The sequence below is a fragment of the Bradyrhizobium sp. C9 genome (genome assembly GCF_002532045.1).
GTDB lineage: Bacteria > Pseudomonadota > Alphaproteobacteria > Rhizobiales > Xanthobacteraceae > Bradyrhizobium.
In genome coordinates, this window is record NZ_NWTG01000004.1 from 29,187 (window position 1) to 54,805 (window position 25,619).

Annotated in this window: 18 protein-coding genes and 2 tRNA genes; 17 read left to right on the plus strand and 3 right to left on the minus strand. The window is 64.7% G+C overall.

The features are described from left to right. Window positions 1–30: 30 nt before the first annotated feature. The 4 genes from CO675_RS10485 to CO675_RS10500 are packed head-to-tail and all read left to right on the plus strand — an operon-like array spanning window position 31 to window position 4,548. Window positions 31–1,047 (plus strand): amino acid ABC transporter substrate-binding protein, encoded by a 1,017-nt coding sequence (locus tag CO675_RS10485; protein WP_097671869.1) that lies wholly within the window; start codon window positions 31–33, stop codon window positions 1,045–1,047. 25 nt (window positions 1,048–1,072) lie between these two features. Beyond that, the gene (locus CO675_RS10490) at window positions 1,073–2,278 is read left to right on the plus strand and encodes an amino acid ABC transporter permease (RefSeq protein ID WP_097671870.1); all 1,206 of its coding nucleotides are present in this window, start codon (window positions 1,073–1,075) and stop codon (window positions 2,276–2,278) included. Beyond that, window positions 2,275–3,795, plus strand: coding sequence for an amino acid ABC transporter permease (locus CO675_RS10495; protein WP_097671871.1), 1,521 nt, complete (start codon window positions 2,275–2,277; stop codon window positions 3,793–3,795). The genes CO675_RS10490 and CO675_RS10495 overlap by 4 nt, the downstream gene beginning before the upstream one ends. 12 nt (window positions 3,796–3,807) lie before the next feature. Further along, complete coding sequence (locus CO675_RS10500) at window positions 3,808–4,548, plus strand: amino acid ABC transporter ATP-binding protein (protein ID WP_097671872.1); 741 nt, start codon at window positions 3,808–3,810, stop codon at window positions 4,546–4,548. A gap of 116 nt (window positions 4,549–4,664) precedes the next feature. Here the strand turns inward: CO675_RS10500 and CO675_RS10505 are convergent, their stop codons facing one another. Beyond that, complete coding sequence (locus CO675_RS10505) at window positions 4,665–5,699, minus strand: cysteine synthase A (RefSeq protein WP_097671873.1); 1,035 nt, start codon at window positions 5,697–5,699, stop codon at window positions 4,665–4,667. Between the two features lie 587 nt (window positions 5,700–6,286). Between CO675_RS10505 and CO675_RS10510 the strand changes: the two genes are divergently transcribed. From CO675_RS10510 to CO675_RS10535, 6 genes are all read left to right on the plus strand, one after another. Further along, a complete protein-coding gene (locus tag CO675_RS10510; RefSeq protein WP_097671874.1) occupies window positions 6,287–7,783 on the plus strand; it encodes an efflux transporter outer membrane subunit in 1,497 nt (498 codons plus the stop codon). Then, window positions 7,773–9,224 carry an efflux RND transporter periplasmic adaptor subunit gene (locus CO675_RS10515; RefSeq protein WP_097671875.1) on the plus strand — a complete coding sequence of 484 codons (1,452 nt, stop codon included), beginning with the start codon at window positions 7,773–7,775 and terminating at the stop codon, window positions 9,222–9,224. The genes CO675_RS10510 and CO675_RS10515 overlap by 11 nt, the downstream gene beginning before the upstream one ends. Window positions 9,225–9,272: 48 nt before the next feature. Continuing rightward, window positions 9,273–12,401 carry an efflux RND transporter permease subunit gene (locus CO675_RS10520; protein ID WP_097671876.1) on the plus strand — a complete coding sequence of 1,043 codons (3,129 nt, stop codon included), beginning with the start codon at window positions 9,273–9,275 and terminating at the stop codon, window positions 12,399–12,401. Further along, window positions 12,398–15,553: an efflux RND transporter permease subunit gene (locus CO675_RS10525; RefSeq protein ID WP_245452715.1), complete on the plus strand. Its 3,156-nt coding sequence runs from the start codon at window positions 12,398–12,400 to the stop codon at window positions 15,551–15,553. Before CO675_RS10520 ends, CO675_RS10525 begins: the two co-directional genes overlap by 4 nt. A 38-nt stretch (window positions 15,554–15,591) precedes the next feature. Then, window positions 15,592–16,305: a tRNA-uridine aminocarboxypropyltransferase gene (locus CO675_RS10530; protein WP_097671877.1), complete on the plus strand. Its 714-nt coding sequence runs from the start codon at window positions 15,592–15,594 to the stop codon at window positions 16,303–16,305. Between the two features lie 55 nt (window positions 16,306–16,360). Then, window positions 16,361–16,434 (plus strand) — tRNA-Cys (locus CO675_RS10535). 43 nt (window positions 16,435–16,477) lie between these two features. Here CO675_RS10535 and CO675_RS10540 read toward each other — a convergent pair. Together CO675_RS10540 and CO675_RS10545 are read right to left on the minus strand one after the other, a co-directional pair. Continuing rightward, window positions 16,478–16,660 carry a hypothetical protein gene (locus CO675_RS10540; protein WP_097671878.1) on the minus strand — a complete coding sequence of 61 codons (183 nt, stop codon included), beginning with the start codon at window positions 16,658–16,660 and terminating at the stop codon, window positions 16,478–16,480. A 299-nt stretch (window positions 16,661–16,959) separates the two neighbouring features. Next, window positions 16,960–17,580, minus strand: a complete 621-nt coding sequence (locus CO675_RS10545; protein ID WP_245452716.1) for a TetR/AcrR family transcriptional regulator — start codon at window positions 17,578–17,580, stop codon at window positions 16,960–16,962. 191 nt (window positions 17,581–17,771) lie between these two features. On the opposite strand from CO675_RS10545, the gene CO675_RS10550 reads away from it, so the two are divergent. From CO675_RS10550 to CO675_RS10580, 7 genes are all read left to right on the plus strand, one after another. Further along, window positions 17,772–18,257: an anthrone oxygenase family protein gene (locus tag CO675_RS10550; RefSeq protein ID WP_097671880.1), complete on the plus strand. Its 486-nt coding sequence runs from the start codon at window positions 17,772–17,774 to the stop codon at window positions 18,255–18,257. A gap of 364 nt (window positions 18,258–18,621) precedes the next feature. Continuing rightward, a tRNA-Asn gene (locus CO675_RS10555) sits at window positions 18,622–18,696 on the plus strand. Window positions 18,697–18,827: 131 nt separating this feature from the next. Continuing rightward, window positions 18,828–19,007 (plus strand): hypothetical protein, encoded by a 180-nt coding sequence (locus tag CO675_RS10560; RefSeq protein ID WP_097671881.1) that lies wholly within the window; start codon window positions 18,828–18,830, stop codon window positions 19,005–19,007. A gap of 135 nt (window positions 19,008–19,142) precedes the next feature. Beyond that, entirely contained in the window at window positions 19,143–19,808 is a 666-nt protein-coding gene (locus CO675_RS10565) for a protein-L-isoaspartate O-methyltransferase family protein (protein WP_097671882.1), read from the plus strand. A gap of 215 nt (window positions 19,809–20,023) precedes the next feature. After that, complete coding sequence (locus CO675_RS10570; protein WP_097671883.1) at window positions 20,024–21,406, plus strand: TolC family outer membrane protein; 1,383 nt, start codon at window positions 20,024–20,026, stop codon at window positions 21,404–21,406. A 335-nt stretch (window positions 21,407–21,741) separates the two neighbouring features. After that, the gene (locus CO675_RS10575) at window positions 21,742–22,488 is read left to right on the plus strand and encodes a PopZ family protein (RefSeq protein ID WP_097671884.1); all 747 of its coding nucleotides are present in this window, start codon (window positions 21,742–21,744) and stop codon (window positions 22,486–22,488) included. Between the two features lie 249 nt (window positions 22,489–22,737). Beyond that, complete coding sequence (locus CO675_RS10580; RefSeq protein ID WP_097671885.1) at window positions 22,738–25,605, plus strand: valine--tRNA ligase; 2,868 nt, start codon at window positions 22,738–22,740, stop codon at window positions 25,603–25,605. Window positions 25,606–25,619 lie beyond the last annotated feature (14 nt).

Here is a 25,619-nt window from a genome sequence, read left to right on the forward strand (position 1 = left end):
GTCCAACGGACGACCCTGAAAGGCCTACCCATGAAACGCGTGTCCCTGGCTGTCCTCCTTGCCGCTGTCGCTGCCTTGTCGGTCCAGTCCGCCTCGGCGCAAACCCTCAAGACGGTCAAGGACCGAGGCCAGCTGTCCTGCGGCGTCAGCCAGGGTCTGCCTGGCTTTTCATCACCGGACGACAAGGGGAACTGGACCGGGATCGACGTCGACGTTTGCCGGGCCATTGCCGCTGTGGTGCTCGACGACCCGACCAAGGTCAAGTTCGTTCCGCTGTCGGCCAAGGATCGCTTCACCGCGCTGCAATCCGGCGAAATCGACGTGCTGTCGCGCAACACCACCTGGACGGTGTCGCGCGATACCTCGCTCGGCGCCAATTTCACCGGCGTGACCTATTATGACGGGCAGGGCTTCATGGTGAAGAAGTCGCTCAAGGTCAACTCGGCGCTCGAATTGAACAGCGCTTCGGTCTGCGTGCAGACCGGCACCACGACGGAGCAGAACCTCGCCGACTTCTTCAAGGGTAACAACATGAAGTACGAGGTGATCGCGTTCGGCAGCATCGACGAAGCCGTCAAGGCCTATGAATCCGGTCGCTGCGACGTCTTCACCGACGACGCCTCCGGGCTCTATGCCAGCCGTCTGAAGCTCGCGAACCCCGCCGATCACATCGTGCTGCCGGAAATCATTTCCAAGGAGCCGCTGGGTCCGATGGTGCGCCACGGCGACGACCAGTGGTTCGACATCGTGAAATGGACGCTGTTTGCGATGATCAATGCCGAGGAGCTCGGCATCACCCAGAAGAACGTCGACACGATGCTCAAATCGGACAAGCCGGAGATGAAGCGGGTGCTCGGCACCGACGGCAATCTGGGCGAACAGCTCGGCCTGACCAAGGACTGGGTGGTGCGCATCGTCAAGGCGGTCGGCAATTACGGCGAGACCTTCGAGCGCAATGTCGGCACCGGCTCGCCGCTCGGCATCGCCCGTGGCGTCAACAATCTCTGGAACAAGGGCGGGATCCAGTACGCGCCGCCGATCCGCTGATCGGTCCGGCCCAACGGCTGCCGCGATGAGCATCGCGCCCCGCAAACCACCGCTGCAATTTGCCCTCAGGCTGAAGCGTGCGCTTGGCGGCAAGACCGGCTGGAACGGGTTGGCCGCCCAGATTGGCTTTGCCGCGATCCTGGCCTGGATCGCCTATGAGATCGTGGCGAATGCGCGGACGAACCTGGAGACCCAGCACATCGCGTCGGGCTTCGGCTTCCTCAATTACAATGCAGGCTTTGACGTCAATCAGAGCCTGATCGCCTACAACAATTCCGATACCTACTGGCGGGTGTTCTTCGTCGGCTTGTTGAACACGATCCTGGTCTCGGTGATCGGTATCGTCTTCGCCACCGTGATCGGCTTCGTCGTGGCGCTATGCCGGTTGTCGCCGAACTGGCTGCTGTCGCGGATCGGCGGCATCTATGTCGAGATCGTCAGGAACCTGCCGGTTTTGTTCCAGATCCTGTTCTGGTACCTCGCAGTGCTCGCGGCGCTGCCGGCGCCGCGGCAGAGCATCTCGATCTTCAGCACGTTCTTCCTCAACAATCGCGGCCTGATCGTGCCGTTGCCGGTCAGTGAGCCCGGCCTCTATCCGTTCCTGGTCGCGCTCGTGGTCGGCATCGTCGTGGCGCTGGGCTTGCGGCACCATGCGCGGCGTGCCCTGTTCCAGCGCGGGCAGATGATCCGGATCTGGCCCTATCTGCTGGGTTGCCTGCTAGGTCTGCCGCTGGTCTCGATGCTGGTCTTCGGCTGGCCATTGAAGTTCGAGTTGCCGCAGCTGAAAGGCTTCAACTTCGCCGGCGGCGCGCGGGTCATCCCCGAATTCGTTGCGCTGACGGTCGCGTTGTCGACTTACACGGCGGCCTTCATCGCCGAGATCGTCCGCGCCGGCGTCATGTCGGTCCATAAGGGGCAGATGGAGGCTGGCTCCTCGCTCGGCCTCAGCCGAGCCGCGACGCTGCGGCTGATCGTGGTGCCGCAAGCGATGCGGGTCATCGTGCCGCCGCTGACCAGCCAGTACCTCAATCTCACCAAGAATTCGTCGCTGGCCGTTGCGATCGGCTATCCGGACCTGGTCTCAGTGTTCGCCGGCACCGCGGTGAGCCAGACCGGGCAGGCGATCGAGATCATCGCCATGACGATGGGCGTCTATCTGCTGCTCTCGCTGACGACGAGCGCGCTGATGAGCGTCTATGGCTGGCGCATCAACCGGAGTATGGCGGCATGACCGATCTGTCCGCCTCGTCCTTTGTCCGGCAGGATCTGGTCGCCGAGCGCGCAGCGCCGGCCAAGACCACCGGCTTCATCGGCTTCGTGCGAACGCGCCTGCTGAATTCGCCGGGCAACATCCTGCTCACGATCCTCGGGCTGCTGCTCGCCTGGTACATCGTCGTGCCGACGGTCAAGTTCCTGCTGGTCGACGCGGTCTGGACCGGCAAGGAGCGCACGGCTTGCCTCGCCGAAAAGGCGGGACACGAGGTCGGCGCTTGCTGGCCCTATATCCAGGCCAAGCTGACTCAACTGGTCTATGGCTTCTACCCGGAAGCCCAGCGCTGGCGGGTCAATCTGACCTATGGGCTTGGCGCTGCGCTGTTGCTGCCGCTGCTGATGCCGCGCCTGCCGGCCAAGGGCATCAACTCCGGTCTGTTCTTCTTCGCGTTTCCGGTGGTGGCGTTCTTCGTGTTGCATGGCGGCGGCATCGCGGGATTCGGCGTGAGCTGGACCGCCGGCCTGCTGCAGCTGTTCGAGCAGAGCATTGGCGGTGCCGGCGATCTGCTGGTCAATCTCAGCAAGAGTTCGGCGATCGCGCCGCTGCCATGGGCGCTGGGCAAGGTGCTCGTCCTGGTCGGCCTTCTGATCCATTGGCTGATCTTTCCGCTGACCTGGTTGCGCGACCAGTTGCAGCTCTCGTCGCTGCCGGTCTGGGGCGATTTCCTGGTCACTGCCGCGATCGTCTCAGCCGTGCTGTTCGTGCTCGGAGGCGGCATGCGGACCGGCGGCAGAGCGCTGATCGGCAGCCTGCTGACGTTTGCCGGGATCGCCGTCGGCATCAAGCTGATGGGGCTCGATCGCGGCGGCTTTCCCATCGTCGACACGCGGCTGTGGGGCGGGCTCCTGGTGACGCTGGTGATCGCGATCACCGGCATCGTTGCCTCGATGCCGATCGGGATTGCGCTCGCGCTCGGCCGCCGCTCGAGCATCCCGCTGATCCGGATCTTCTCGATCGCCTTCATCGAATTCTGGCGCGGCGTGCCGCTGATCACGGTGCTGTTCTTCGCGACCTACATGCTGCCGCTGTTCGTGCCGGGTAATTTCGCCGTCGACGGGCTGTTGCGCGCCCTGATCGGCGTGGCGATCTTTACCGGCGCCTATATGGCCGAGGTGATCCGGGGCGGGTTGGCCGCGGTGGCGCGCGGGCAGGCTGAGGCCGCGTCCGCGCTCGGCCTGTCCTGGTGGAAGACGACGTCGCTGATCGTGCTGCCGCAGGCGTTGCGCTACGTCATTCCCGGCATCGTCAACAGCTTCATCTCGCTGTTCAAGGATACTTCGCTGGTGTCGATCGTGGCGCTGTTCGATCTCCTGGGTTCGCTTCGGGCATCGTTCTCCGACCCGAACTGGTCGACGCCGACCACGGCCTTTACCGGCTTCGCCTTTGCAGGAATGATCTATTTCGTGTTCTGCTTTGGAATGTCGCGCTACTCGCTGTTTGTCGAGCATCGGCTCAACGCTCACCGCCGCCACTGAACAAAGGTCACCATGTCCACAACCCCGATCGTCAACATTTCCACGCTCAACAAATGGTACGGCGACTTCCACGTGTTGCGCGACATCAACCTTGAGGTCGGCAAGGGTGAGCGCATCGTGATCTGCGGCCCGTCCGGCTCGGGCAAGTCGACCCTGATCCGCTGCATCAACGCGCTGGAGGAATTCCAGGAAGGCGAGATCGTGGTCGACGGCATCGAGCTCGGTCCGAACCTGCGCCGGGTCGACGAGGTGCGGCGCGAGGTCGGCATGGTGTTCCAGAGCTTCAACCTGTTCCCGCATCTCACCGTGCTCGACAATTGCACGCTGGCGCCGATCTGGGTGCGCAACATCCCGAAGAAGGATGCCGAGGCGGCTGCGATGAAGTTCCTCGAGCGGGTCAAGATCCCGCATCAGGCCAACAAGTTTCCCGGCCAGATGTCGGGCGGTCAGCAGCAGCGCGTCGCGATCGCGCGCGCGCTGACCATGAATCCGAAGGTGATGCTGTTTGACGAGCCGACCTCGGCGCTCGACCCGGAAATGGTCAAGGAAGTGCTCGACACCATGGTCGATCTCGCGAAGGAAGGCATGACCATGCTGGTCGTGACCCACGAAATGGGCTTTGCCCGCGAAGTCGCCAATCGCGTCGTGTTCATGGATGCCGGTCAGATCATCGAGTCGAACACACCGCAGGAATTCTTCGCCAACCCGCAGCACGCGCGCTCGAAGCTGTTCCTGAGCCAGATCTTGCGGTGACGTTTGTAGTCATTCCGGGATGGTCCGAAGGACCAGACCGCAGGTGCGCAATTGCACATCGGGGAATCTCGAGATTCCGGGTTCGATGCTTCCATCGCCCGGAATGACGTTGTCCTCTACACGAACGGCAGCTCGATCTTGCTGCGCTTTTCCAGCCATTCCGGGACCGGCAGATTCTTCGAACGCATGAAGGCCGGGTTGAACAGCTTGGACTGATAGCGGTTACCGGAGTCGCAGAGAATGGTGACGATGGTCTTGCCGGGGCCGAGCTGCTTGGCGAGCTGGATCGCGCCCGCGATGTTGACGCCGGTCGAACCGCCGAGGCACAGGCCTTCGTGCTCCAGCAATTCGTAGATGAGGGTCACGGCTTCCTCGTCGGAGACCAGGAACGCATCGTCGACGTTCGCGGTCTCGATCACCGGCGTCTTGCGTCCGAGGCCGATGCCTTCGGTGATCGAGTCGCCCGGCGTCGATTTGACCTGGCCGTTCTTGAACAGCTCGTACATCGCGAAACCGTGCGGATCGGCGCAAGCGGTGACGATGTCCTTGTTCTTTTCCTTCAAATAGCGGCTGATGCCGGCGAGCGTGCCGCCGGTGCCGACCGAGCAGATGAAGCCATCCACCTTGCCGTTGGTCTGCTGCCAGATCTCCGGTCCGGTCGAGTCGTAGTGCGCCTTGGGATTGTCGAGGTTGTTCCACTGGTCGGCAAACAGCACGCCGTTAGGCTCGGTCTTGCGCAGCTGCTCGGCGAGACGCCTGCCGAGATGCTGATAGTTGTTCGGATTGGAGTAGGGCAGTGCCGGCGCCTCGACGAGCTCGGCCCCGCACAGCCGCAGCATGTCCTTCTTTTCCTGGCTCTGCGTCTCCGGAATGACGATCAGGGTGCGGTAGCCCCGCGCACTCGCCACGACCGCGAGTCCGATGCCGGTATTGCCCGCGGTCGATTCGACCACGAGCCCGCCGGGCTTCAGATCGCCGCGCTTTTCGGCCTCCAGGATCATCCCCTTGCCGGCGCGATCCTTCACCGATTGGCCAGGATTCATGAATTCGGCCTTGCCGAGAATGGTGCAGCCGGTCAGTTCGGATGCGTGCTTCAGCTTGATGAGGGGGGTGTTGCCGATCGCTTCAATGACGTCTTTGTTGAATGCCATGTCGGGGAATTTCTTTGCCGGTCTGTGTCTTGCTTGCGGCGAACCTAGTGTGCTGATCGAAAAAGGGAAGGGCTTTTGCACTGCGGCAAATGGCGGGCTCAGCGCGCTGGGCCGGCTGACGCGCACCACATGACAACGCGGAGTACCTTGTTTTGCCGCGGTCGGCCGGCCTGGCAGAATCGTTCTGTAACCAGCGGTTTTGCGTCAGTTGCGCGTGATCGACCAATTCGAGGTCCGACGAGGCGGAGGGTGGCGTGGTGAGATCGCTGTCGCCCCGGCGCATCTTGCGGATTCGGAGCAACAGCGCCGAGAAATCCCCATGAAATCTTTGTTAGAATCCGAACGCCCTGATCCTGCTTCGGGTGCGCGGAAACGCTGCAAAAATGGGCAAAAGTCGCCCGTCCGGGTGGTGGCGAATCGCAGTGGATGCGACGTCGCGCGATCGTGACAGGGCTGTCCGCCCTATCGTCCTAAGGATAGGATGGGACAGTCAGGTTCCATTGGAAGATTCACCCCGTGCACGTCACCCAGACCATTGCTGATCGCGTCATTCGTACGCCACGGGCGAAGTCTGGCTTTGGCGGAGAATGGGTGTGACCCAGCCCGCGTCTGTGATGGAGCCTGGAGGCCGGTTCGGCCTCGCCGTCCGCATGCGACGGCTCGCGGGACGATCGCTCGTCGCGCTCGGCCTTGTCGCGGGCTCGGCCGGCTGCATCCTGACCCAGGACATCCCCGATCCCGCGCTCGACGTGCCGCAGGGCTACAAGGCGGCGCGCCTTAGCCGGCCGGGCGACGCGCTTCCGACGCTCGATTGGTGGCGCGGCTTCCGCTCCAAGGAGCTGACGCAGCTGATGGAGGAGGCGCAGACCGTCAACCTCGACATCGCCGCGGCCGTGGCGCGTTTCCGGCAAGCCGACGCGCTGGCGCGACAGGCGGGCGCAGCACTGCTGCCGACCCTCAATCTCAACGGGTCTGAAACCTATTCACGCACTTCCGGCTCCAGCGCCAGCGGTCTCACCAATGGCGGGCGCGAGGTGGTGAACTACAGCGCCTCGCTCAGCGCCAGCTACCAGCTCGACTTCTGGGGCCAGAATCGCGACGCCGCGCAGGCGGCGGAGGAGACCGCCGTCGCCAACCGGTTCGACCGCGAGGTGGTGGCGCTGACGACGCTCGCCAGCGTCGCCAATGCCTATTTCACGGTGCTTGCCACCCAGGACCGGCTGCGCACCGCACAGCGCAACATCGCCAGCGCCGAGCGCATCCTCAACGCGATCCGGGATCGCTTCAAGGCCGGCACCGGCTCCGATCTCGATGTCGCGCAGCAGGAAAGCGTGGTCGCGAACCAGCGCGCGCTGGTGCCGCCGTTGCGGCAGACGCTCGACCAGAACGTCAACGCGCTTGCAGTGCTGGTGTCGCGTCCGCCGGAGAGCGTGCGCGTCGCCGGCGGCTCGCTCAACTCCGTTGCGGTCCCGCGCGTTACGCCGGGGCTGCCGTCCGAACTGCTGACCCAGCGTCCCGATATCCGCAGGCAGGAGGCGCAGCTCGCGTCGGCCACCGCCAATGTCGGCAGCGCGCGGGCGCAATTCTTCCCCAGCATCCAGCTGACCGGGACGGGCGGCTACCAGAGCCAGGCGCTGGTCTCGCTGTTCCAGCCGCATGCGGCCTTCTTTAACCTGGTCGGCGGCATGACCCAGCCGATCTTCGACGGCGGCCGGATCCTCGGCAATTTCGAGAACGCGAAGGCACGGCAGGATGAGCTGCTGCAGACCTATCGCAAGACGGTCGTGCAGTCGTTCACCGATGTCGACAACGCGCTGGTCGCGATCCGCGAGACCTCGCGGCGGCTGCAGCTGCAGCGCGACGTGCTGTCGTCGTCGCGGCGCGCCTTCGATCTGGCCGAGCAGCAGCTCAAGGCCGGCACCGCCGACATCGTAACTGTGCTAAACACGCAGCTGACCCTGTTCCAGGCGGAAGACGCTTATTCCCAGGCCCAGCTGGCCCGGCTATTGGCGATCGTGAGCCTGTATCAGGCTTTGGGGGGCGGCTGGGAACCGAAGATGGAAAGACCGGTCGATGCTCTTTAAGCCTGACTCGACGGACGATGAGAAAAGCACTGCGCCGCGCAAGCGGAGCCTCCTCTCGCGCCTGCTTGGGCGCATGGTGTCGCTGCTCGTCACACTCGTGATCCTCGGCGGGCTCGGCTATCTCGGCTGGCTTGCTTTCCAGCCCAAGCAAAATGGTGGCGGCGGGCGCGGCGCGGCTGCGCGGCCCGATCTGCCGGTGCCGGTGCTCGCGGCCACGCCGCAGGTGCATGACGTGCCGGTCTATCTCGACGGCGTCGGCTCGGTGAAGGCGCTCAACACCGTCACGGTGCGCTCGCAGGTCGACGGCAAGTTGCTCAAGGTCAATTTCGTCGAAGGCCAGGACGTCAAGAAGGACGACGTGCTGGGCGAGATCGATTCCGCGATCTATCAGGCGCAATACGACCAGGCGGTAGCCACGAAGGCCAAGGACGAAGCGCTGCTCGCCAATCAGAAGATCGACCTCGCTCGCTATGAGCAGCTCGCTGCGACCAACGCGGGCTCCAAGCAGCAGGCCGATACGCAGCGTGCGCTGGTCGCACAGCAGGAAGCCATCATCAAGGCTGATCAGGCCCAGGTCGACAATGCGCACGCCACGCTGGGCTACACCAAGATCGTCGCACCGATCTCCGGCCGCGCCGGCCTGCGTCAGGTCGACCAGGGTAACATCATCCACGCCTCCGACACTACCGGGCTCGTGATCCTGACCCAGCTGCAGCCGATCGCGGTGTGGTTCAGCCTGCCGCAGCAGCAGATCATGCGAGTCAACGCCGCGGCCGCAAAGGGCCAGCTTGCGGTCGATGTGTTCGGCAATGACGGCGTCACCGTGATCGATACCGGCAAGCTGACCGGCATCGACAACCAGGTCGATCCGACCACCGGCACGCTGAAGCTGAAGGCCGAACTGCCGAATACCAGCTATCAGCTCTGGCCCGGACAGTTCGTTAATGTCCGCCTCAAGGTCGAGATCTTGCCGCAGGCGATCGTGGTGCCGACCTCGGCCGTGCAGCGCGGTCCGGCCGGGACCTTCAGCTATGTGATCGGCGCGGACAATACCGTCTCCGCCAAGCCAGTCACGGTCACGCAGCAGAACGAGCATGAAGCCGTCATCGCGAACGGCCTGACCACGTCGGACCGGGTCGTGACGACCGGCTTTGCCAATCTCGCCGATGGCTCCAAGGTCGTGGTCGGCAAGGACGATGGGCCGCCGGCGGCGGATCTCGCGCCGCGCAAGCGCAGCCGCACTCCGGACGGCAAGCGCGGGGCGCAAGGCGACGGCCAGAGCAAGGATCAGAGCAAGGGCGCCAAGCAGGACGGGCAGGGCGGCGAGCATCGCGGCCGGCACGAGCACGGCGATGGCGATCAGAAGGGGCAGACCGGACCGGCGCCCGCGCCGGCGGTAGGGGGCGAAGCGTCGGGCGGCGCGCCGAAGGCGCAGCCATGACCGACATCCTGACCTCGTAATGTCCGACCCAACAGCGAGCACGCAACCATGAGCGTCTCCGAACCGTTCATCCGCCGGCCGATCGCCACGTCGTTGCTCGGCATCGCCCTGATGATCGGCGGCGCGCTGGGCTATTGGGCGTTGCCGGTCTCGGCGCTGCCGCAGGTCGACTTCCCGACTGTGCAGGTGTCGACGCAACTGCCGGGCGCAAGCCCTGACGTGGTGGCCTCGCTGATCACGGCGCCGCTGGAGCGGCAGCTCGGCCAGATTCCGTCGCTGTCGTCGATGAACTCGACCAGCTCATTCGGCGTCAGCCAGATCTCGCTGCAGTTCGACCTCAACCGCGACATCGACGGCGCGACCCAGGACGTCCAGGCCGCGATCAACGCTGCCGCCGGCATCCTGCCGAAGACGCTGCCGTACCCACCTGTCTACGCCAAGGTGAACCCGGCCGACGCGCCGGTCATGACCCTGGCGCTGACCTCGGACACGATCTCGCTGCGGGCAATGAGCGATCTCGCCGATACCATCCTCGGACAACGGCTGAGCCAGATTTCCGGTGTCGGCCGGGTCTCGATCCTCGGCGGATTGAAACCCGCGGTGCGGGTGCAAGCCGATCTGGCGCGCCTTGCGGCCTATGGCATCGCGATGGAGGATCTGCGCAACGCGATCGCCGGCGCCAACGTGTCGGGGCCGAAGGGCTCGCTCGACGGCGCCCAGCAATCCTACACCATCGCCGCCAACGACCAGATAGCCGCCGCCGACGCCTACCGGCCGATCATCATCGCCTATCGCAACGGTTCGCCGGTCACGATCGGCGACGTTGCACAAATCGTCGACGGGCTCGAGAACGACCGCACCGGCGGCTGGTACCAGGGCACGCCGGCCGTCATCATCGATATCCAGCGCCAGCCCGGCGCCAACGTCATCGACGTCGTCCAGCAGATCCGCGGCGAAATCCCGCGTCTGCAGCGGGCCGTCCCGGCCGGCGTCAAGTTGACCATCGTCTCCGACCGTACCGTGACGATCCGCGCCTCGGTCCACGACGTGCAGTTCACGCTGATCCTGAGCGTCGTGCTGGTGACGCTGGTGGTGCTGCTGTTCCTGCGGTCGCTGCGCGCGACCCTGATCGCCGGCGTCGCGCTGCCGCTGTCGCTGATCACGAGCTTCGGCGTCATGTATTTCGCGGGCTTCAGCCTCGACAATCTGTCGCTGATGGCGCTGACCATCGGAACCGGGTTTGTGGTCGACGACGCCATCGTCATGATCGAGAACATCGTCCGCCACATGGAAGGCGGCGAGACGGTCATGGAGGCCTCGCTGAAGGGCGCCAGCGAAATCGGCTTCACCGTGATCTCGCTGACGGTGTCGCTGATCGCGGTGTTCATTCCGCTGCTGTTCATGTCAGGGCTGGTCGGCCGCATGTTCCGCGAATTCGCACTGACCTTGACAATCGCGGTCGTGACCTCGGCGATCGTCTCGCTGACCTTGACGCCGATGATGTGCTCGCGGCTGCTCAAGAACATCCATGAGGAGATGGCGGTTCCGGGCCTTGCCGCGGTCAGCCGTTTCATCGACCACATGGTGGAAGTCTACCATCGCACGCTGCTCTGGGTGCTGCGGCGTCAGCGCGCGACGCTGTTGGTGACGTTCGCGACCATCGCGCTGACGCTCGTCATGTATGTGCTGGCGCCGAAGGGCTTCCTGCCGCTGCAGGACACGTCCTCGATCACGGCGGTGACCGAGGCCGGCCCGGACGTCTCGTTTGCCGAGATGCAGCGCCGCCAGAGCGAGGTCTCCGACCTCATCAAGGCCGACCCCGACGTGGTCGGCGTGGTCTCGGTAATCGGCGCCGGCTCGGTCAATCCAACCACCAATGTCGGCCGCCTGGTGATGACGCTGAAGCCGCTCGACCAGCGGCGCGACGGTGTCGTCAAGGTGATCGAGCGGCTGAAGCAGAAGATCGCGACGGTTCCCGGCATGACCGTCTACTTCCAGCCGGTGCAGGACGTGCAGATCTCGACCCAGTCGAGCCGCTCGCAATACCAGTACACGCTGACTGCGACAGATGCGGCCGAGGTCTCGCAATGGTCGCAGAAGCTGGTCGCCGAGATGCGGCGCGACCCGATCTTCCGCGATGTTTCCTCGGAAGCGCAGGATGGTGGCCTGCGCGCGGCGCTCGACATCAATCGCCAACGCGCCGGCCAGCTCGGCGTCAGTCTGCAGGGCATCACCGACACGCTGAACGACGCCTTCGCGCAGCGGCAGATCTCGACGATCTACGGCCAGGCCAACCAGTACCGCGTGGTGCTCGAGGCACTGCCGATGTACCAGCGCGACCCGTCGATCCTCGACAAGCTCTATCTGCCGGGTGCCAACGGCGCGCAGGTGCCGCTGTCCGCGGTGGCGACGCTGGTCCGCACCACGGCGCCGCTCGCGATCTCGCACCAGGCGCAATTCCCGTCGGTCTCGCTCAGCTTCAACCTCGCGCCGGGCGAGGCGCTGGGCGACGCGGTCGAGGCGGTGAAGGCGATCGAGAGCAGGATCGGAATGCCCGGCAGCATCGTCGGGATCTATTCCGGCGACGCCGCCGAATTCGCGCGCTCGCTGGCCGGACAGCCCTGGCTGATCCTGGCCGCGATCATCACGATCTATATCGTGCTCGGCGTGCTCTACGAGAGCTACATCCACCCGATCACGATCCTGTCGACGCTGCCGTCGGCCGGCGTCGGCGCCATCCTGGCCTTGATGCTGTGCGGGCAGGATCTATCGGTGATCGGCCTGATCGGCATCATCCTCTTGATGGGCATCGTCAAGAAGAACGCGATCATGATGATCGACTTCGCGCTGGAGGCCGAGCGGCACCAGGGCATGTCGTCCTATGACGCCATCGTGCAGGCCTGCCTGTTGCGGTTCCGGCCGATCATGATGACGACGCTGGCGGCGCTGTTCGGCGCGCTGCCGCTCGCGATCGAAAGCGGCACCGGCGCCGAGCTGCGTTTCCCGCTCGGCATCTCGATCATCGGCGGCCTGCTGCTGAGCCAGCTGCTGACGCTCTACACCACGCCGGTGATCTATCTCGCGCTCGACCGGCTCAACCGCCGGATCGAACGGGCCGTGCCGGAGGCAGGCCCCAGCGGCCCACCGATCGCGGGCGCCACCGAGGGCATGCAGTGATCTCGATCTCCGAGCCCTTCATCCGCCGGCCGGTGGGCACCACCTTGCTGGCGATCGGGCTGTTCCTGGTCGGGATCGTCGCCTACGAATTTCTGCCGGTGTCGTCGGTTCCGAATGTCGACTTCCCGACCATCCGGGTGTCGGCGTCGCGGCCCGGCGCCGATCCTTCGGTGATGGCCGCGACCGTCGCGGCGCCGCTGGAGCGCAAGCTCGGGACCATTTCGGGCGTCGACCAGATCACCTCGACGAGCTCGCTCGGCACCACCAGCATCCAGGTCCAGTTTTCGATCGGCCGCAATATCGACCGCGCCGCGCGCGACGTGCAGGCCGCGATCAATGCCTCGCTCGCCGACCTGCCGAGCGACCTGCCGTCGCTGCCGAAATTCCGCAAGGCCAATCCGGCCGCAGCGCCTGTGTTCGTGCTGGCGCTGACCTCGAAGACGATCTCGACCAGCGCGATGTACGACGTCGCCGACACCGTGCTGGCGCAGCGCATCTCGCAGGTGCCGGGAGTGGGCGAGGTGACCGTCAGCGGCGCCGACCAGCCGGCGGTGCGCATCGCGATCAATCCGGTGTCACTGGCGAACGCCGGGATCGCGACGGACGATGTCCGGCTTGCGATCATCAATGCCAATCCGCTGGGCCCGGTCGGCATCTTCAATGGCGACCGGCTGAGCGAGACGCTTTCGATCAACAAGCAGATGCGCACCGCGGCCGAGTTCCGCGACATTGTCATCAAGAGCTCGAACGGCAATTTCGTCCGCCTCTCGGACGTTGCCGAGGTCGAGGATTCCGTGCGCAACTCGCGCTCGATCGCCTGGTTCAACAAGCAACCGGCGGTGCTGATCCAGATCACCAAGCAGGGCGACGCCAACGTCATCGACACCGTCGACGGCGTTCGCAGAATGCTGCCGGAACTGAGGCAGTGGATCCCGGCCGGTGTCGAGATCTCGACTCTGGTCGATCGTACCGGAACGATCCGCGCCAGCGTCGAGGACATGCAGTTCACGCTGCTGGCGACCGCCATGCTGGTGATGGTCGTGGTGTTCGTGTTCCTGCGCAGGATCGTACCGACGATCGCCGCCGGCGTCTCGGTGCCGCTGGCGCTGGCCGGCACCTGCGCCGGGATGTGGCTCGCCGGCTTCTCGATCGACAATCTGTCGCTGATGGCGCTCGCGATCTCCGTCGGCTTCGTGGTCGACGACGCCATCGTGATGATCGAGAACATGTACCGCAACCTCGAACAGGGCATGGCGCCATATCCGGCCGCGGTCGAAGGCGCCAAGCAGATCGGCTTCACGGTGCTGTCGATCTCGCTGTCGCTGATCGCGGCCTTTACGCCGCTGATCTTCATGGATGGGATCGTCGGCCGGCTGCTGCGCGAGTTCTCGCTGACCCTGACGTTCGCCATCATCGTGTCGACCCTGGTGTCGGTAACGATCACGCCGATGATCTGCGCGCACTACATCAAGGAGGCGACCTCGGACCGCGCCACCTGGTACGATCGCGTCATCGAGGGCACGCTGTCGCGGGTCGTGGCGTTCTATGCGTCGACCCTGCGCATCGTGCTCGGCTATCCGTTCCTGACCCTGGCGGTGTTCTTCGCCACCGTCGCGTTGACGGTGGTGCTGTACGTCAAGACGCCGAAGGCCTATTTCCCGACCGACGACAGCGGCTTCGTGATCGGCTCGACCCGCGCGTCCGCCGACATCTCGTTCCAATCGATGCTCGGTCTGCAGCAGCGGCTCGCCGACATCGTGATGGCCGACGCCGCGGTCGCTGGTATCGGCTCCTCGGTCGGCTCTGGCGGCGGCCCGGGCGGCGCCACTTCCAACCGCGGCACCATGTTCATCAGCCTGAAGCCGCCGGAGGAGCGGGGAGGCCTGTCGACCGCGCAGGTGATCGACCGGCTGCGCCGCAACCTGTTCATGGTGCCGGGCATCCGCCTGTTCATGTTCGCGGCCCAGGACATCCGCACCGGCGGCCGGCAGAGCGACTCCGACTACCAGTACACGCTCGCCTCGACCGATCTCGATCTGTTGCAGAAATGGGCGCCGCTCGTCGCCAAGCGCATGGAGACGGTGGAGGGCATCACCGATGTCTCCGCCGACCGCGATCCCGGCGGCTTGCAGCTCAACCTCGTGATCGACCGCAAGATCGCCTCCAGCCTCGGCGTCCGGGTGCAGGACATCGACAACGCGCTCAACAACGCGTTCTCGCAGCGGCAGATCTCGTACATCTACACCCAGCGCAACCAGTACGTGGTGGTGCTGGAGATCGATCCGAAATTCCAGAGCGACCCGTCGAACCTCGAACGCATCTACGTCGCCGGCGCCAATGACGTGCAGGTGCCGCTGTCGGCGCTCGTGCACTACCAGCGCGGACTGTCGGCGCTCGCGGTCTACCACTCCGGGGGCTTCCCCTCGACCACGGTGTCGTTCAACCTGTTGCCGGACGTGCCGCTGGAGGTCGCGACCACCAACATCCAGCAGGCGGTCAACGAGCTGCACATGCCCGAGGGCATTCGTGGCAGCTTCGACGGCAATGCCGGCGACTTCAACAAGACCAGCGGACGGCAGCCACTGCTGATCCTCGGCGCGCTGGTTGCGATGTATATCGTGCTCGGCGTGCTCTATGAGAGCCTGGCGCATCCGATCACGATCATCTCGACCTTGCCGTCGGCCGGCCTCGGCGCGTTGCTGGCGTTGCAGGTGACGAACACACCGCTGACCGTGATCGCCTTTGTCGGCATCATCCTGTTGATCGGAATCGTCAAGAAGAACGGCATCATGATGGTCGACTTCGCGCTCGAGGCCGAGCGGCATCAGGGCCTGCCGTCACGGGATGCGATCTTCGAGGCCTGCCGGGCGCGCTTCCGCCCGATCCTGATGACGACCATGGCCGCGTTGTTCGCCGGCATTCCGCTGGTGATCGCGACCGGCCCGGGCACCGAGCTGCGGCGGCCGCTCGGCATCACCATCATCGGCGGCCTGTTCGTGTCGCAGATCCTGACGCTCTACACCACGCCGGTGATCTATCTCCTTATCGACCAATTCAAGGATTTGCCGTGGCAGGAGAAAAGGAAATGGCTCGGTATCGCGGGCGGTATCGCTGGCGCTATCTTCGGTATAGCCCGTTGGGCGTTGCATTGATGTTGCTGGATTGGCCACCCCAAGCGTATAGCCTTTGAATGTCGAATCTTGTTCAGGCACCTGAAGTCGTCGAGGAATGCCCGCATTGCGGCAAGCCGATGCCGCTGTGCATCTGCGACAGCGTCACGCCGATCAAGAGCCGGATCCAGCTCCTGATCCTGATCCATCCGCAGGAGCAGGACAGGGTGCTCGGCACCGCGCGACTGTTGGCGCGGCATTTCGAGAACGCCGTGGTGCGGATCGGGCTGTCCTGGCCGAGCCTTGCCAAGGCACTCGGCCGGCCGGTGCCCGACCCGTCGCGCTGGGCCGTGCTCTATCTCGGCTCGGCCAAGGTCGAGGATCTCGAAACCGACGCCGAGATCGTCGCGATCAACCGCAAGGGTGAGCTGGAGCCGCACCAACGCGGGATACTCTCCGACATCGAGGGCATCGTGCTGCTCGACGGCACCTGGAGCCAGGCCAAGGCGCTGTGGTGGCGCAATGCCTGGATGCTGAAGTGCCAGCGGGTGATTCTCGGACCGAAACGGCCCTCGCTGTACGGCAAACTGCGCCGGGAACCGCGGCGCGACGGCCTGTCCACCATCGAAGCGGCCGCGATCCTGCTGGCAGGGCTGGAAAAGCGGCCTGATATCGCGACAGCGTTAACTGATAGTTTCGAGCGGATGCTGGCGAGATTCCGCGAAGTGCAGGCCGAAATGCCGGAATTGGCGCCAAAACCGAAGAAGCGGGACTTCCGGAAGCGCCGACGTTAGCGGCCCGGCTTGGTTGCCTATCGCAGAGAGGGCGTATATGAAGTGCGCCGCAAGGGGCCACGTGGCGGAGTGGTTACGCAACGGTCTGCAAAACCGTGTACACCAGTTCAATTCTGGTCGTGGCCTCCACTCATCTCATCAATGGCTTGCAGCCGACAAGTGAGAAGCCGCATTAGCTCGCGGCGTACCAGCCTTCAGGAAACGGAATCAGCGGCCACTGCGCCTGGTTGTCATTGGCGGCGCGCGACGGCGGCTGAATGCGGGGTGACGGCTGGGCCACGAAATCCTCCTGAGCAATAGGCGCGATCGCCGTACGCACGGCGTCCAGCAGCAGATCAAATTCGACTTCGCTCATCGCGCTCTCCGAGGTTTGAGAGCGCCATGGTCGCAAAACTGTCTTTGGTCCGGATTGAGCGATTCGTTCGAATTTTATGAAAAGAACGATGGCGCCCGCTTTGGTTAATAAAACGCAGATGACCTTTCGGGGAACCTAGGTCGGCAAGGCCGCACCTCGTGTGGGACAAATCACATCTTGCGAAAAACTCTTCCCGGACTTCCCGGCAATATTCATAGCCGTCAAATATCGCAGGATTTTTAGGGAGACGTGACAGCGGAGGCAAGCCGGGCAAATTCCCGACGTCGGCACGGTCGCGGTCATACCAACCCTGTGAGGTCTCCCGGCAGCATGCTCTTGAATTGCGTCAGCACCTGCCGTGCTTTGCGCGGCGGCAGCGTGATCGCGTGACGCACGGCGGCCGCGATCAGCGTCATCGTCAGTCCCGAGAAACTCGTGAGGGTGGCGGCCGGCATGCCGGGCGCAACCCGCCTGATCGCGTCGGACAACAGGCCGGAGAGCACGGCCATGTCGTCGGCATCGAGCTTTTGCAGGGCGCGGTCGCCCTGCGTCGCCTGCCAGATGTCGCGCATCACAGGCTCGCGCACGAACATCTCGTAGTAACTGTCGACGATCCGGCAGAGCGCCGGGTGCAGGTCGCGCACGGACGAGACCGTGGCCAGATCGCGCCTGACGCAATCGCGGCCGACGGCGTTATGCCGTTCCGCCAGCGTGCCGATGATCGCGGCCTTGTCGGGAAAATATTGGTAGAGCGAGCCGAAGGCGACGCCGCTGCGTTCGACGATGTCGCTCATGCGGAAGGCCTCGCTGCCTTTCTCTGCCATGATCTCGGTCGCGCAGGCGAGGATGCGCTCGAACCGCGCGCGGCTGCGCTGCTGCGTCGGGGCAAGCCGCGCCAGCCCGGGCAGGGGGGCTTCCACCCCGGGCGCGGCCCTTGCCGTTGTCCCGGACGCGGCCCTTGCCGCTGTCCCCGACGCGGCCCTTGCCGCTGTCCCGGGCGCGGCCTTTCGTCTCGCCATCTCTCGCCTCCGCAATCGGGGTTGACGTCACAGATACGAGAGTTTATCGCATTTTACAAATGCGAGTATCCCTCGCTTTTGGAGGTGGAGCGATGCGCAATATCCTGACCTCGGGCTTGCTGTGGTTTTCCGCGCTCGGCTGCGGCCTGCTTGCCGGGGTCTATTTCGCATTCTCGGCATTCGTCATGACCGCGCTCGGCCGGATCGATCAGGCCGCCGGCATCTCGGCGATGAACGCGATCAATGTCGACATCGTGCGCTCGCTGTTCATGCCGCTGTTCCTCGGCACCACGCTGTCTTGCGCCGCGCTGGTCGTGCTCGGCGGGCTGCGATGGCCGGAGCCGGGGGCGCTTGCGATGATCTGCGGCGGCGGCCTCTATGTCGTCGGCATGTTCGTCGTCACGATCGCCTTCAACGTGCCGCTGAACGATCAGCTTGCGGCCACTGATCCCGCGAGCGCCGCGGCCGCACCGGTCTGGGCGCGCTATCTGACCGACTGGACCTTCTGGAACCATGTGCGGACCATCGTCTCGCTTGCTGCAACCACGCTGTTCATCGTCGCCATCGCCATGCGATAGAGCGCTTTCGAGGGAGGCGCTTCGCAAGCTCGATTGGGACGTCCCGAGGCTGCGTTGCGACCCCGGCACCAAGACCACTTCGTTCATCGCGGAATGACGTCAGGGGCGGCGCGTGCCCGCGGAAGAATCGTCGGCGCGGCGGAATGGCCGCGCTCTACGGTGTTTGATGGTGTTTCCGGGAGCCCGCAGCGCCGATAGCGGGACAGCCGGGACAGGCCTGCATCACCCTGGAACGCCGGCAAAGCCTTGCACCGCAGAGGTTTACCGTCTCCCGCTAAAGTTTCGCCGGAGGCCCATTTGGTTCTTTGCAAGGCCGAAAGGCTTTGTTATACGCTGCCCGCTCGCGAACGTTTTGTTCGCCTATTCCTCGGTAGCTCAGCGGTAGAGCATTCGACTGTTAATCGAATGGTCGCTGGTTCGAATCCAGCCCGGGGAGCCAGTTTTGGCCCCATCAAGACCCTCATCGCCCCTCACAAGCCTGTGGTCCGTAACGGGCAGACAAAAAACGTCGTCAAATCGACTCAATAACCGCCGACAGTTCGTCGTGCCGGGTCTTGAGAGGTGATTCTGATGGCCATAACCCTGATCGACCTGTCGATGCCGCAGCCGACCCTTGTTCCGAGCGATGCTCCCGACATCAGCGACGATGAGTGTGTCCGCCGGCTCGCAAAGGCCGTCGAGCAACATGATTCCGAGCATCTTGATGAAGTGGCCCGCCTGATCGGGCGGCTCGCCGTCACGATCGAATAGGGCGCACCGCGGCGGGCATTCCGGGAGCGCGTCTTGCACGCCAACGGCGTGTTGCGTTTTGGCGGAGCTTGTTCCAAAAGATGGCCCTGTTCTAGCTCCTCCAGCGGCAATGCCGCGACTTGCAGGGTCCCGCCAATGACCGGATTTTCGACCGCGCGCCAGTACATGGTGGATGGTCAGGTGCGTCCGAGCGACGTGACCGATGATCGTATTCTCGAAGCCATGCTGACCGTGCCGCGCGAGGTGTTCGTGCCGGCCGACAAACAGGCGCTGGCCTATCTGGACCTCGATCTCGACGTGGCCGAGGGCGGCGCGGCAAGGCGCTGCCTGATCACGCCGGCGTTGCTCGCCAAGATGCTGCAGGCCGCCGAGATCAAGGCGACCGACCGCGTCCTGGTCGTCGGCTGCGCGAGCGGCTACGCCGCCGCCATCGTGGCGCGCTTTGCCGGAGAGGTCAGCGCAACCGAGAGCGATCCGGCGCTTGCCGGGAAGGCCTCCACAACGTTCGCCCAGCTCGGCATCCAGAATGTAGTCATCAAGTCCGCAGCAGCTGCCGACGGTGATGCGGCCGGCGCGCCGTATGACGTCATCGTCCTCAACGGTGCGACCGAGATTATCCCGACCGGGCTGTTCGGCCAGCTCAAGGAGGGGGGCCGACTGGTCGGGGTGTTCGGCCTGACGCCGCCGCCGCGCGCCACCCTCGTGACTCATTCCCACGGGGATTTCGGGCATCGCGAGCTGTTCGACGCCACGGCCCCCGTGCTGCCCGGGCTCGAGCGGGTTCCGGCCTTCGTCTTCTGACCGCTACCGCGCTGCGCCACCTGATAAAATCCCGTTCGGAATCAGAAGTGTGGCCCGTTTGCCCCATGTGAAGAGTTTCCACCGCGTTCCGTTGCGGGGTAGTTCCGTTGCCCTTAGCTGCGGACTAAGGTGAGGCGGGACTCACTTCATCTGAAGCGACCGCCGGAACTGACTTGCGTGTGGAGACGGCGACTACAATGATTGGATTACCGGGGATGCGAGGGGTGAAAGCTATCACCGCGGCTGCGACTGCCGTCCTTCTGTTGGCGGAGATGGGCCCCGTGCCCGCGCTCGCCGACACTATCGAGGCCGCGCTGGTGCGGTCCTACCAGAACAACCCCCAGCTGAATGCGCAGCGCGCGCTGGTGAGGGCAACCGACGAAAACGTTCCCCAGGCGCTGTCAGGCTATCGTCCGCGGGCCGCACTGACCGTCAACGGCGGGTATCAGTACACCGACCAGCAGCAGACGGGCAGCAAGGACGCAATTCACGGCACCCAAAATCCGGCCAGCGCCGGTCTGACAGTGAACCAGTCGCTGTACAACGCGCAGACCCCGAACAGGGTGCGGGCGGCCGAAAGCCAGGTGTCGTCGGCCCGCGAAGGTCTGCGCGTGCTTGAGCAGACCGTGATCCTGAGCGCCGCCACCATCTACATGGATTATCTGCGCGATTCGGCGATCGTCGAGGTCCAGCGCAGCAACACGCGCGTGCTGGAGCAGACGCTGAAGCAGACCCAGGATCGCTTCAACGTAGGTGAGGTGACGCGGACCGACGTCGCGCAATCCGAGGCACAGCTCGCGGCGGGCAAGACCCAGCAGCTCACCGCGGAATCGAACCTGACGACGACCCGGTCGAACTTCCGCCGCATCATCGGCAACGAACCGCAGAATCTCGCGCCCGGCTCGCCGGTCGACCGCTTCCTGCCGGCGACGCTTGCGGCCGCCGTCGAGCTCAGTCTGACCCAGAATCCGAACGTCACCTCCGCGATGTACGGCGTCGACGTCAACTTCCTGCAGACCAAGGTTGCCGAAGGCGCGCTGCTGCCGACGGTTGGCTTGCAGGCTTCAGTGACCGAAGGCTACCAGCAACAATTGTCGGTCAACCGCAGCTTCAATGCGGCGGCGCAGGTTCAGGTGTCGGTGCCGATCTATCAGGGCGGCGCTGAATACTCGCTGATCCGGCAGTCGAAGGAATCGCTGGCGCAACAGCGTCTGGTCCTCGAACAGACCAGGGATCAGGCGCGCGCCAACGTCGTCACCGCCTGGGGCCAGCTGGTCGCCGGCAAGTCGCAGGTGGCGTCAGCGCAGGCGCAGGTGACCGCGTCCGAGATCGCGCTGAACGGCGTCCGCGAAGAGGCCAAGGCCGGTCAGCGCACCACGCTCGACGTGCTCAACGCGCAGCAAGCGCTGGTCAATGCGCGCAATGCGCTCGTCACCGCGCAGCACGACCGCGTCGTTGCGTCCTACAATGTGCTCAACGCGATCGGCCGGTTGTCACCGCAGGTGATGGGCCTTTCGACCAACGTCTACGATGCCTCCGTGCACTACCAGCAGGTGCGCGACAACTGGGCCGGCGTACGCACGCCCGACGGCCGCTAAACACCTTCACATCAGCATCGCTTGTCGCGCCATGTTTGTGGTTCTGAGTTAATCAGGACCACAGACTGGCGCGTTTGCTTGCAATCGATAAATGGCCTGACATACCGTTTTATCGGGCAGCAAGGCGATTCGCGGCGAGCCGGCATGGCGTGATGACAGGTGCGAGGCCACCTGGGACCACGCTGCATTGGGCGACACGAAGCTTGCACAATGCCTCGGGCGGGCTTGATCTGGGGACAAGTCGGGCGGGAGCAATGAAAATCTCTGCGCGCTTCTTCGGAACCGGCGAATCCTCTCGGGCTTGATGTAAAATAAGTTTCGATGTGGAGTCGGAGATGACGCAACCTGCGAAGGTCCAAGAGCCCTCGATGGAGGAGATTCTGGCGTCGATCCGTCGCATCATTGCCGACGACGAGGCGAAACCGGCCGCGGCCGAGAAACCTGCGGCCGCCGCAGCGCCGCCGCCGAAGGTCGAGCCGCCACCAGCAGCCAAGCCTGCGATGAAGAACCCGCCGCCCGCAGCACCCCCGGCCGCAAAGCCCGCCGCGGCAGCGCCGAAATCACCGCCGCCTGCGCCAGCGCCGGCCAGCAACAGTCAGGACGACATCGACTCGCTGCTCGCGAGCCTCGACGAGGCGACGCCCGCGGCCGAGATCCGGCCGTCGCCGCAGCCCGAAGCCCAGCCCGAAGCCGACGTGTTCGAGCTCACTGACGACATGGCGCTGCCGGAGCCGGCTGCCACGCCGTCGTTCCGCAAGGTCGAGCCGCAGGACGACGTCGAGTTCACGGAAGCCCGCACCCGGGCGCCTGAGCCACTGCGAGAGCCGGTTCGAGAGCGAGAACCGCCAGCAAGCGAAACCGCGCCGATGCAGCAGATCATCTCCGGAACCACGATGCGGGCGGTCGAATCCGCCTTCAACTCGCTGGCCAACACCGTGCTGAGCAACAATGCACGGACGTTGGAGGATCTGGTCAAGGAGATGCTGCGGCCGATGTTGAAGTCCTGGCTGGACGACAATCTGCCGGGGCTGGTCGAGCGGATCGTCAAGGCCGAGATCGAGCGGGTCTCCCGCGGGCGCTAGCTCTGCCGCAGGCGCTCCTGCCGCAGGGGGCTTGGCAGCCCTCATTCAGCCCCTAAATGCCCCGGAGTTTCGGTTCTGATAGGATCCGAGCCGAAACGCCAGTTCCCTGTTTTGACGCGTTTTCTTCACGCGAACCGGTGTCCACCTCGCTCGAAAACGCATCCAACGCCGTTTTGACGGGCCGGTCCGGTTGACTTGGTGCGTTCTGGCGGCTTTCTACCCTTTCCCCATGGTCCACAGCGCATTGTCATGATCGAGAAAAACTACCAGCCTGCCGATATCGAGCTCCGGATGGCCCGGCTCTGGGAGGAGAGCGGTGCGTTCAAGGCCGGCCGGCCCGAGCGCAAGGACGCCGCGCCCTTCACCATCGTGATCCCGCCGCCGAACGTCACCGGCTCGCTGCACATGGGCCATGCGCTCAACAACACGTTGCAGGACATCCTGTGCCGCTTCGAGCGGATGCGCGGCCGCGACGTGCTGTGGCAGCCCGGCACCGACCATGCAGGCATCGCCACCCAGATGGTGGTCGAGCGCCAGCTGATGGAACGGCAGGAGCCGGGCCGCCGCGACATGGGCCGCGCAAAATTCCTCGAGCGGGTCTGGCAGTGGAAGGCCGAAAGCGGCGGCACCATCGTCAACCAGCTCAAGCGCCTCGGCGCCTCCTGCGACTGGTCGCGCGAGCGCTTCACCATGGACGAGGGCCTGTCGCGTGCCGTCGTCAAGGTGTTCGTCGAGCTGCACCGCCAGGGCCTGATCTACAAGGACAAGCGCCTGGTCAATTGGGACCCGAAGCTGCTCACCGCGATCTCCGATCTCGAAGTGCAGCAGGTCGAGGTCAAGGGGCATCTCTGGTACCTGCGCTATCCGATCGAGGGGCGGACGTTCAATCCCGAGGACCCCAAGTCGTTCATCGTGGTCGCGACCACGCGTCCGGAGACGATGCTCGGCGACACCGCGGTCGCGGTGCATCCCGACGATGAGCGCTACACCGATCTGGTCGGCAAGCACGTCATCCTGCCGCTGGTCGGCCGCAGGATTCCGATCGTCGCCGACGACTATTCCGATCCGGAGAAGGGTTCGGGCGCCGTCAAGGTGACGCCGGCGCACGACTTCAACGATTTCGAGATCGGCAAGCGCCACGGCCTGCCGCAGATCAGCGTGCTCGACCAGGAAGGCTGCCTCAGCCTCACCGGCAACGAGGACTATCTGCGCGGCCTGCCTGTTGGCGCCGACGAGTTCGCGGCGGAGTTTCACGGCATCGAGCGCTTCGCGGCGCGCAAGAAGATCGTGGCGCGGCTGGAGGAGTTCGGCTTCCTCGAGCGGATCGAGCCCAACACCCACATGGTGCCGCATGGCGACCGCTCGAACGTCGTGATCGAGCCGTATCTCACCGACCAGTGGTATGTCGACGCCAAGACGCTGGCGCAGCCGGCGATGGCGGCGGTGCGTTCGGGCGAAACCACGTTCGTGCCGAAGAACTGGGAAAAGACCTATTTCGAGTGGATGGAGAACATCCAGCCCTGGTGCATCTCGCGCCAGCTCTGGTGGGGCCATCAGATCCCGGCGTGGTACGGGCCGGACGGCAAGGTGTTCGTTGCCGAGACCGAGGAAGAGGCGGTCGGCAACGCGCTCGGCTATTACGTCGAGCAGGAAGTCATCACGCCGGAGCAAGGCCACGACATGGCGGTCGATCCCGCCAAGCGCGAGGGCTTCATCACGCGCGACGAAGACGTGCTCGACACCTGGTTCTCGTCGGCGCTGTGGCCGTTCTCGACGCTGGGCTGGCCGGACGACACGCCGGAGGTCGCGCGCTACTACCCGACCAACACGCTGGTCACGGGCTTCGACATCATCTTCTTCTGGGTCGCCCGCATGATGATGATGGGCCTTCATTTCATGAAGGAGGCGCCGTTCTCGACCGTCTACATCCACCGTCTCGTCCGTGACGAGAAGGGCGCGAAGATGTCGAAGTCGAAGGGCAACGTCATCGACCCGCTCGGCGTGATCGACGATTTCGGCGCCGACGCGCTGCGCTTCGCGCTGACCCGCGAGGCGGCGCAGGGCCACGACATCCGCCTGTCGCCGCATCTGGTCGAGACCAACCGCAACTTCGCGACCAAGTTCTGGAACGCCTGCCGCTTCGCCGAGATGAACGAGTGCGTCAAGCCGGACGGCTTCGATCCGAAGGGCGCCAGGGAAATCTTGAACCGCTGGATCGCGCATGAAACCTCGCGCGTCACCCGCGAGGTGACCGAGACGATCGAGGATCATCGCTTCAACGATGCAGCGGGTGCGATTTACCGCTTCGTCTGGAACGTGTTCTGCGACTGGTATCTCGAGCTCGCAAAGCCGGTGCTGATGGGCGAGGAGGGCGCCGCCAAGGCCGAGACCCGCGCCATGATCGCCTGGACCCGCGACGAGATCCTCAAGCTGCTGCACCCGTTCATGCCCTTCATCACCGAAGAGCTGTGGGCCGTGACCGCAAAGCGCGATGGTCTGCTGGTGCTGGCGCCCTGGCCGCGCAAGTCGGGCGTGACCGGGGAGCAGCTGGCGGCGATCGCGACCGCAGGTCCCGTCGTCGATCCGATCATTCCGCCGGTGATTGCCGCGCTCGACGCGGACGAGTTCAGCGATCCCGCGGCCGAGGCCGAGATCGGCTGGGTGGTCGATCTCGTCACCACGATGCGGTCGGTGAAGGCGGAAATGAACATCCCGCCGTCGACGCTGACGCCGCTGGTGATCGTGACCACCTCCGATGAGACGCGGGACCGCGCCCAGCGCTGGAACGACACCATCAAGCGCCTCGCGCGGTTGTCGGACATTTCCTTCGCGGACGCCGCCCCGGAAGGCGCCATGCAACTGCTCGTGCGCGGCGAAGTCGTCGCGCTGCCGCTCAAGGGCGTGATCGATCTCGCCGCCGAGCGGGCGCGGCTGGAGAAGGAGCTCGGCAAGGCTGACGCCGACATCAAGCGGGTCGACGCAAAACTCTCCAACGAGAAGTTCGTGGCCAATGCGCCGGAAGAGCTCGTCGAGGAAGAGAAGGAAAAGCGCGCGGCTGCGCAGGAGCGCCGCGCCAAGATCCTCGAGGCGATCGAGCTGCTGAAGAAGGCGTCATAGCTGATAACGCTGTG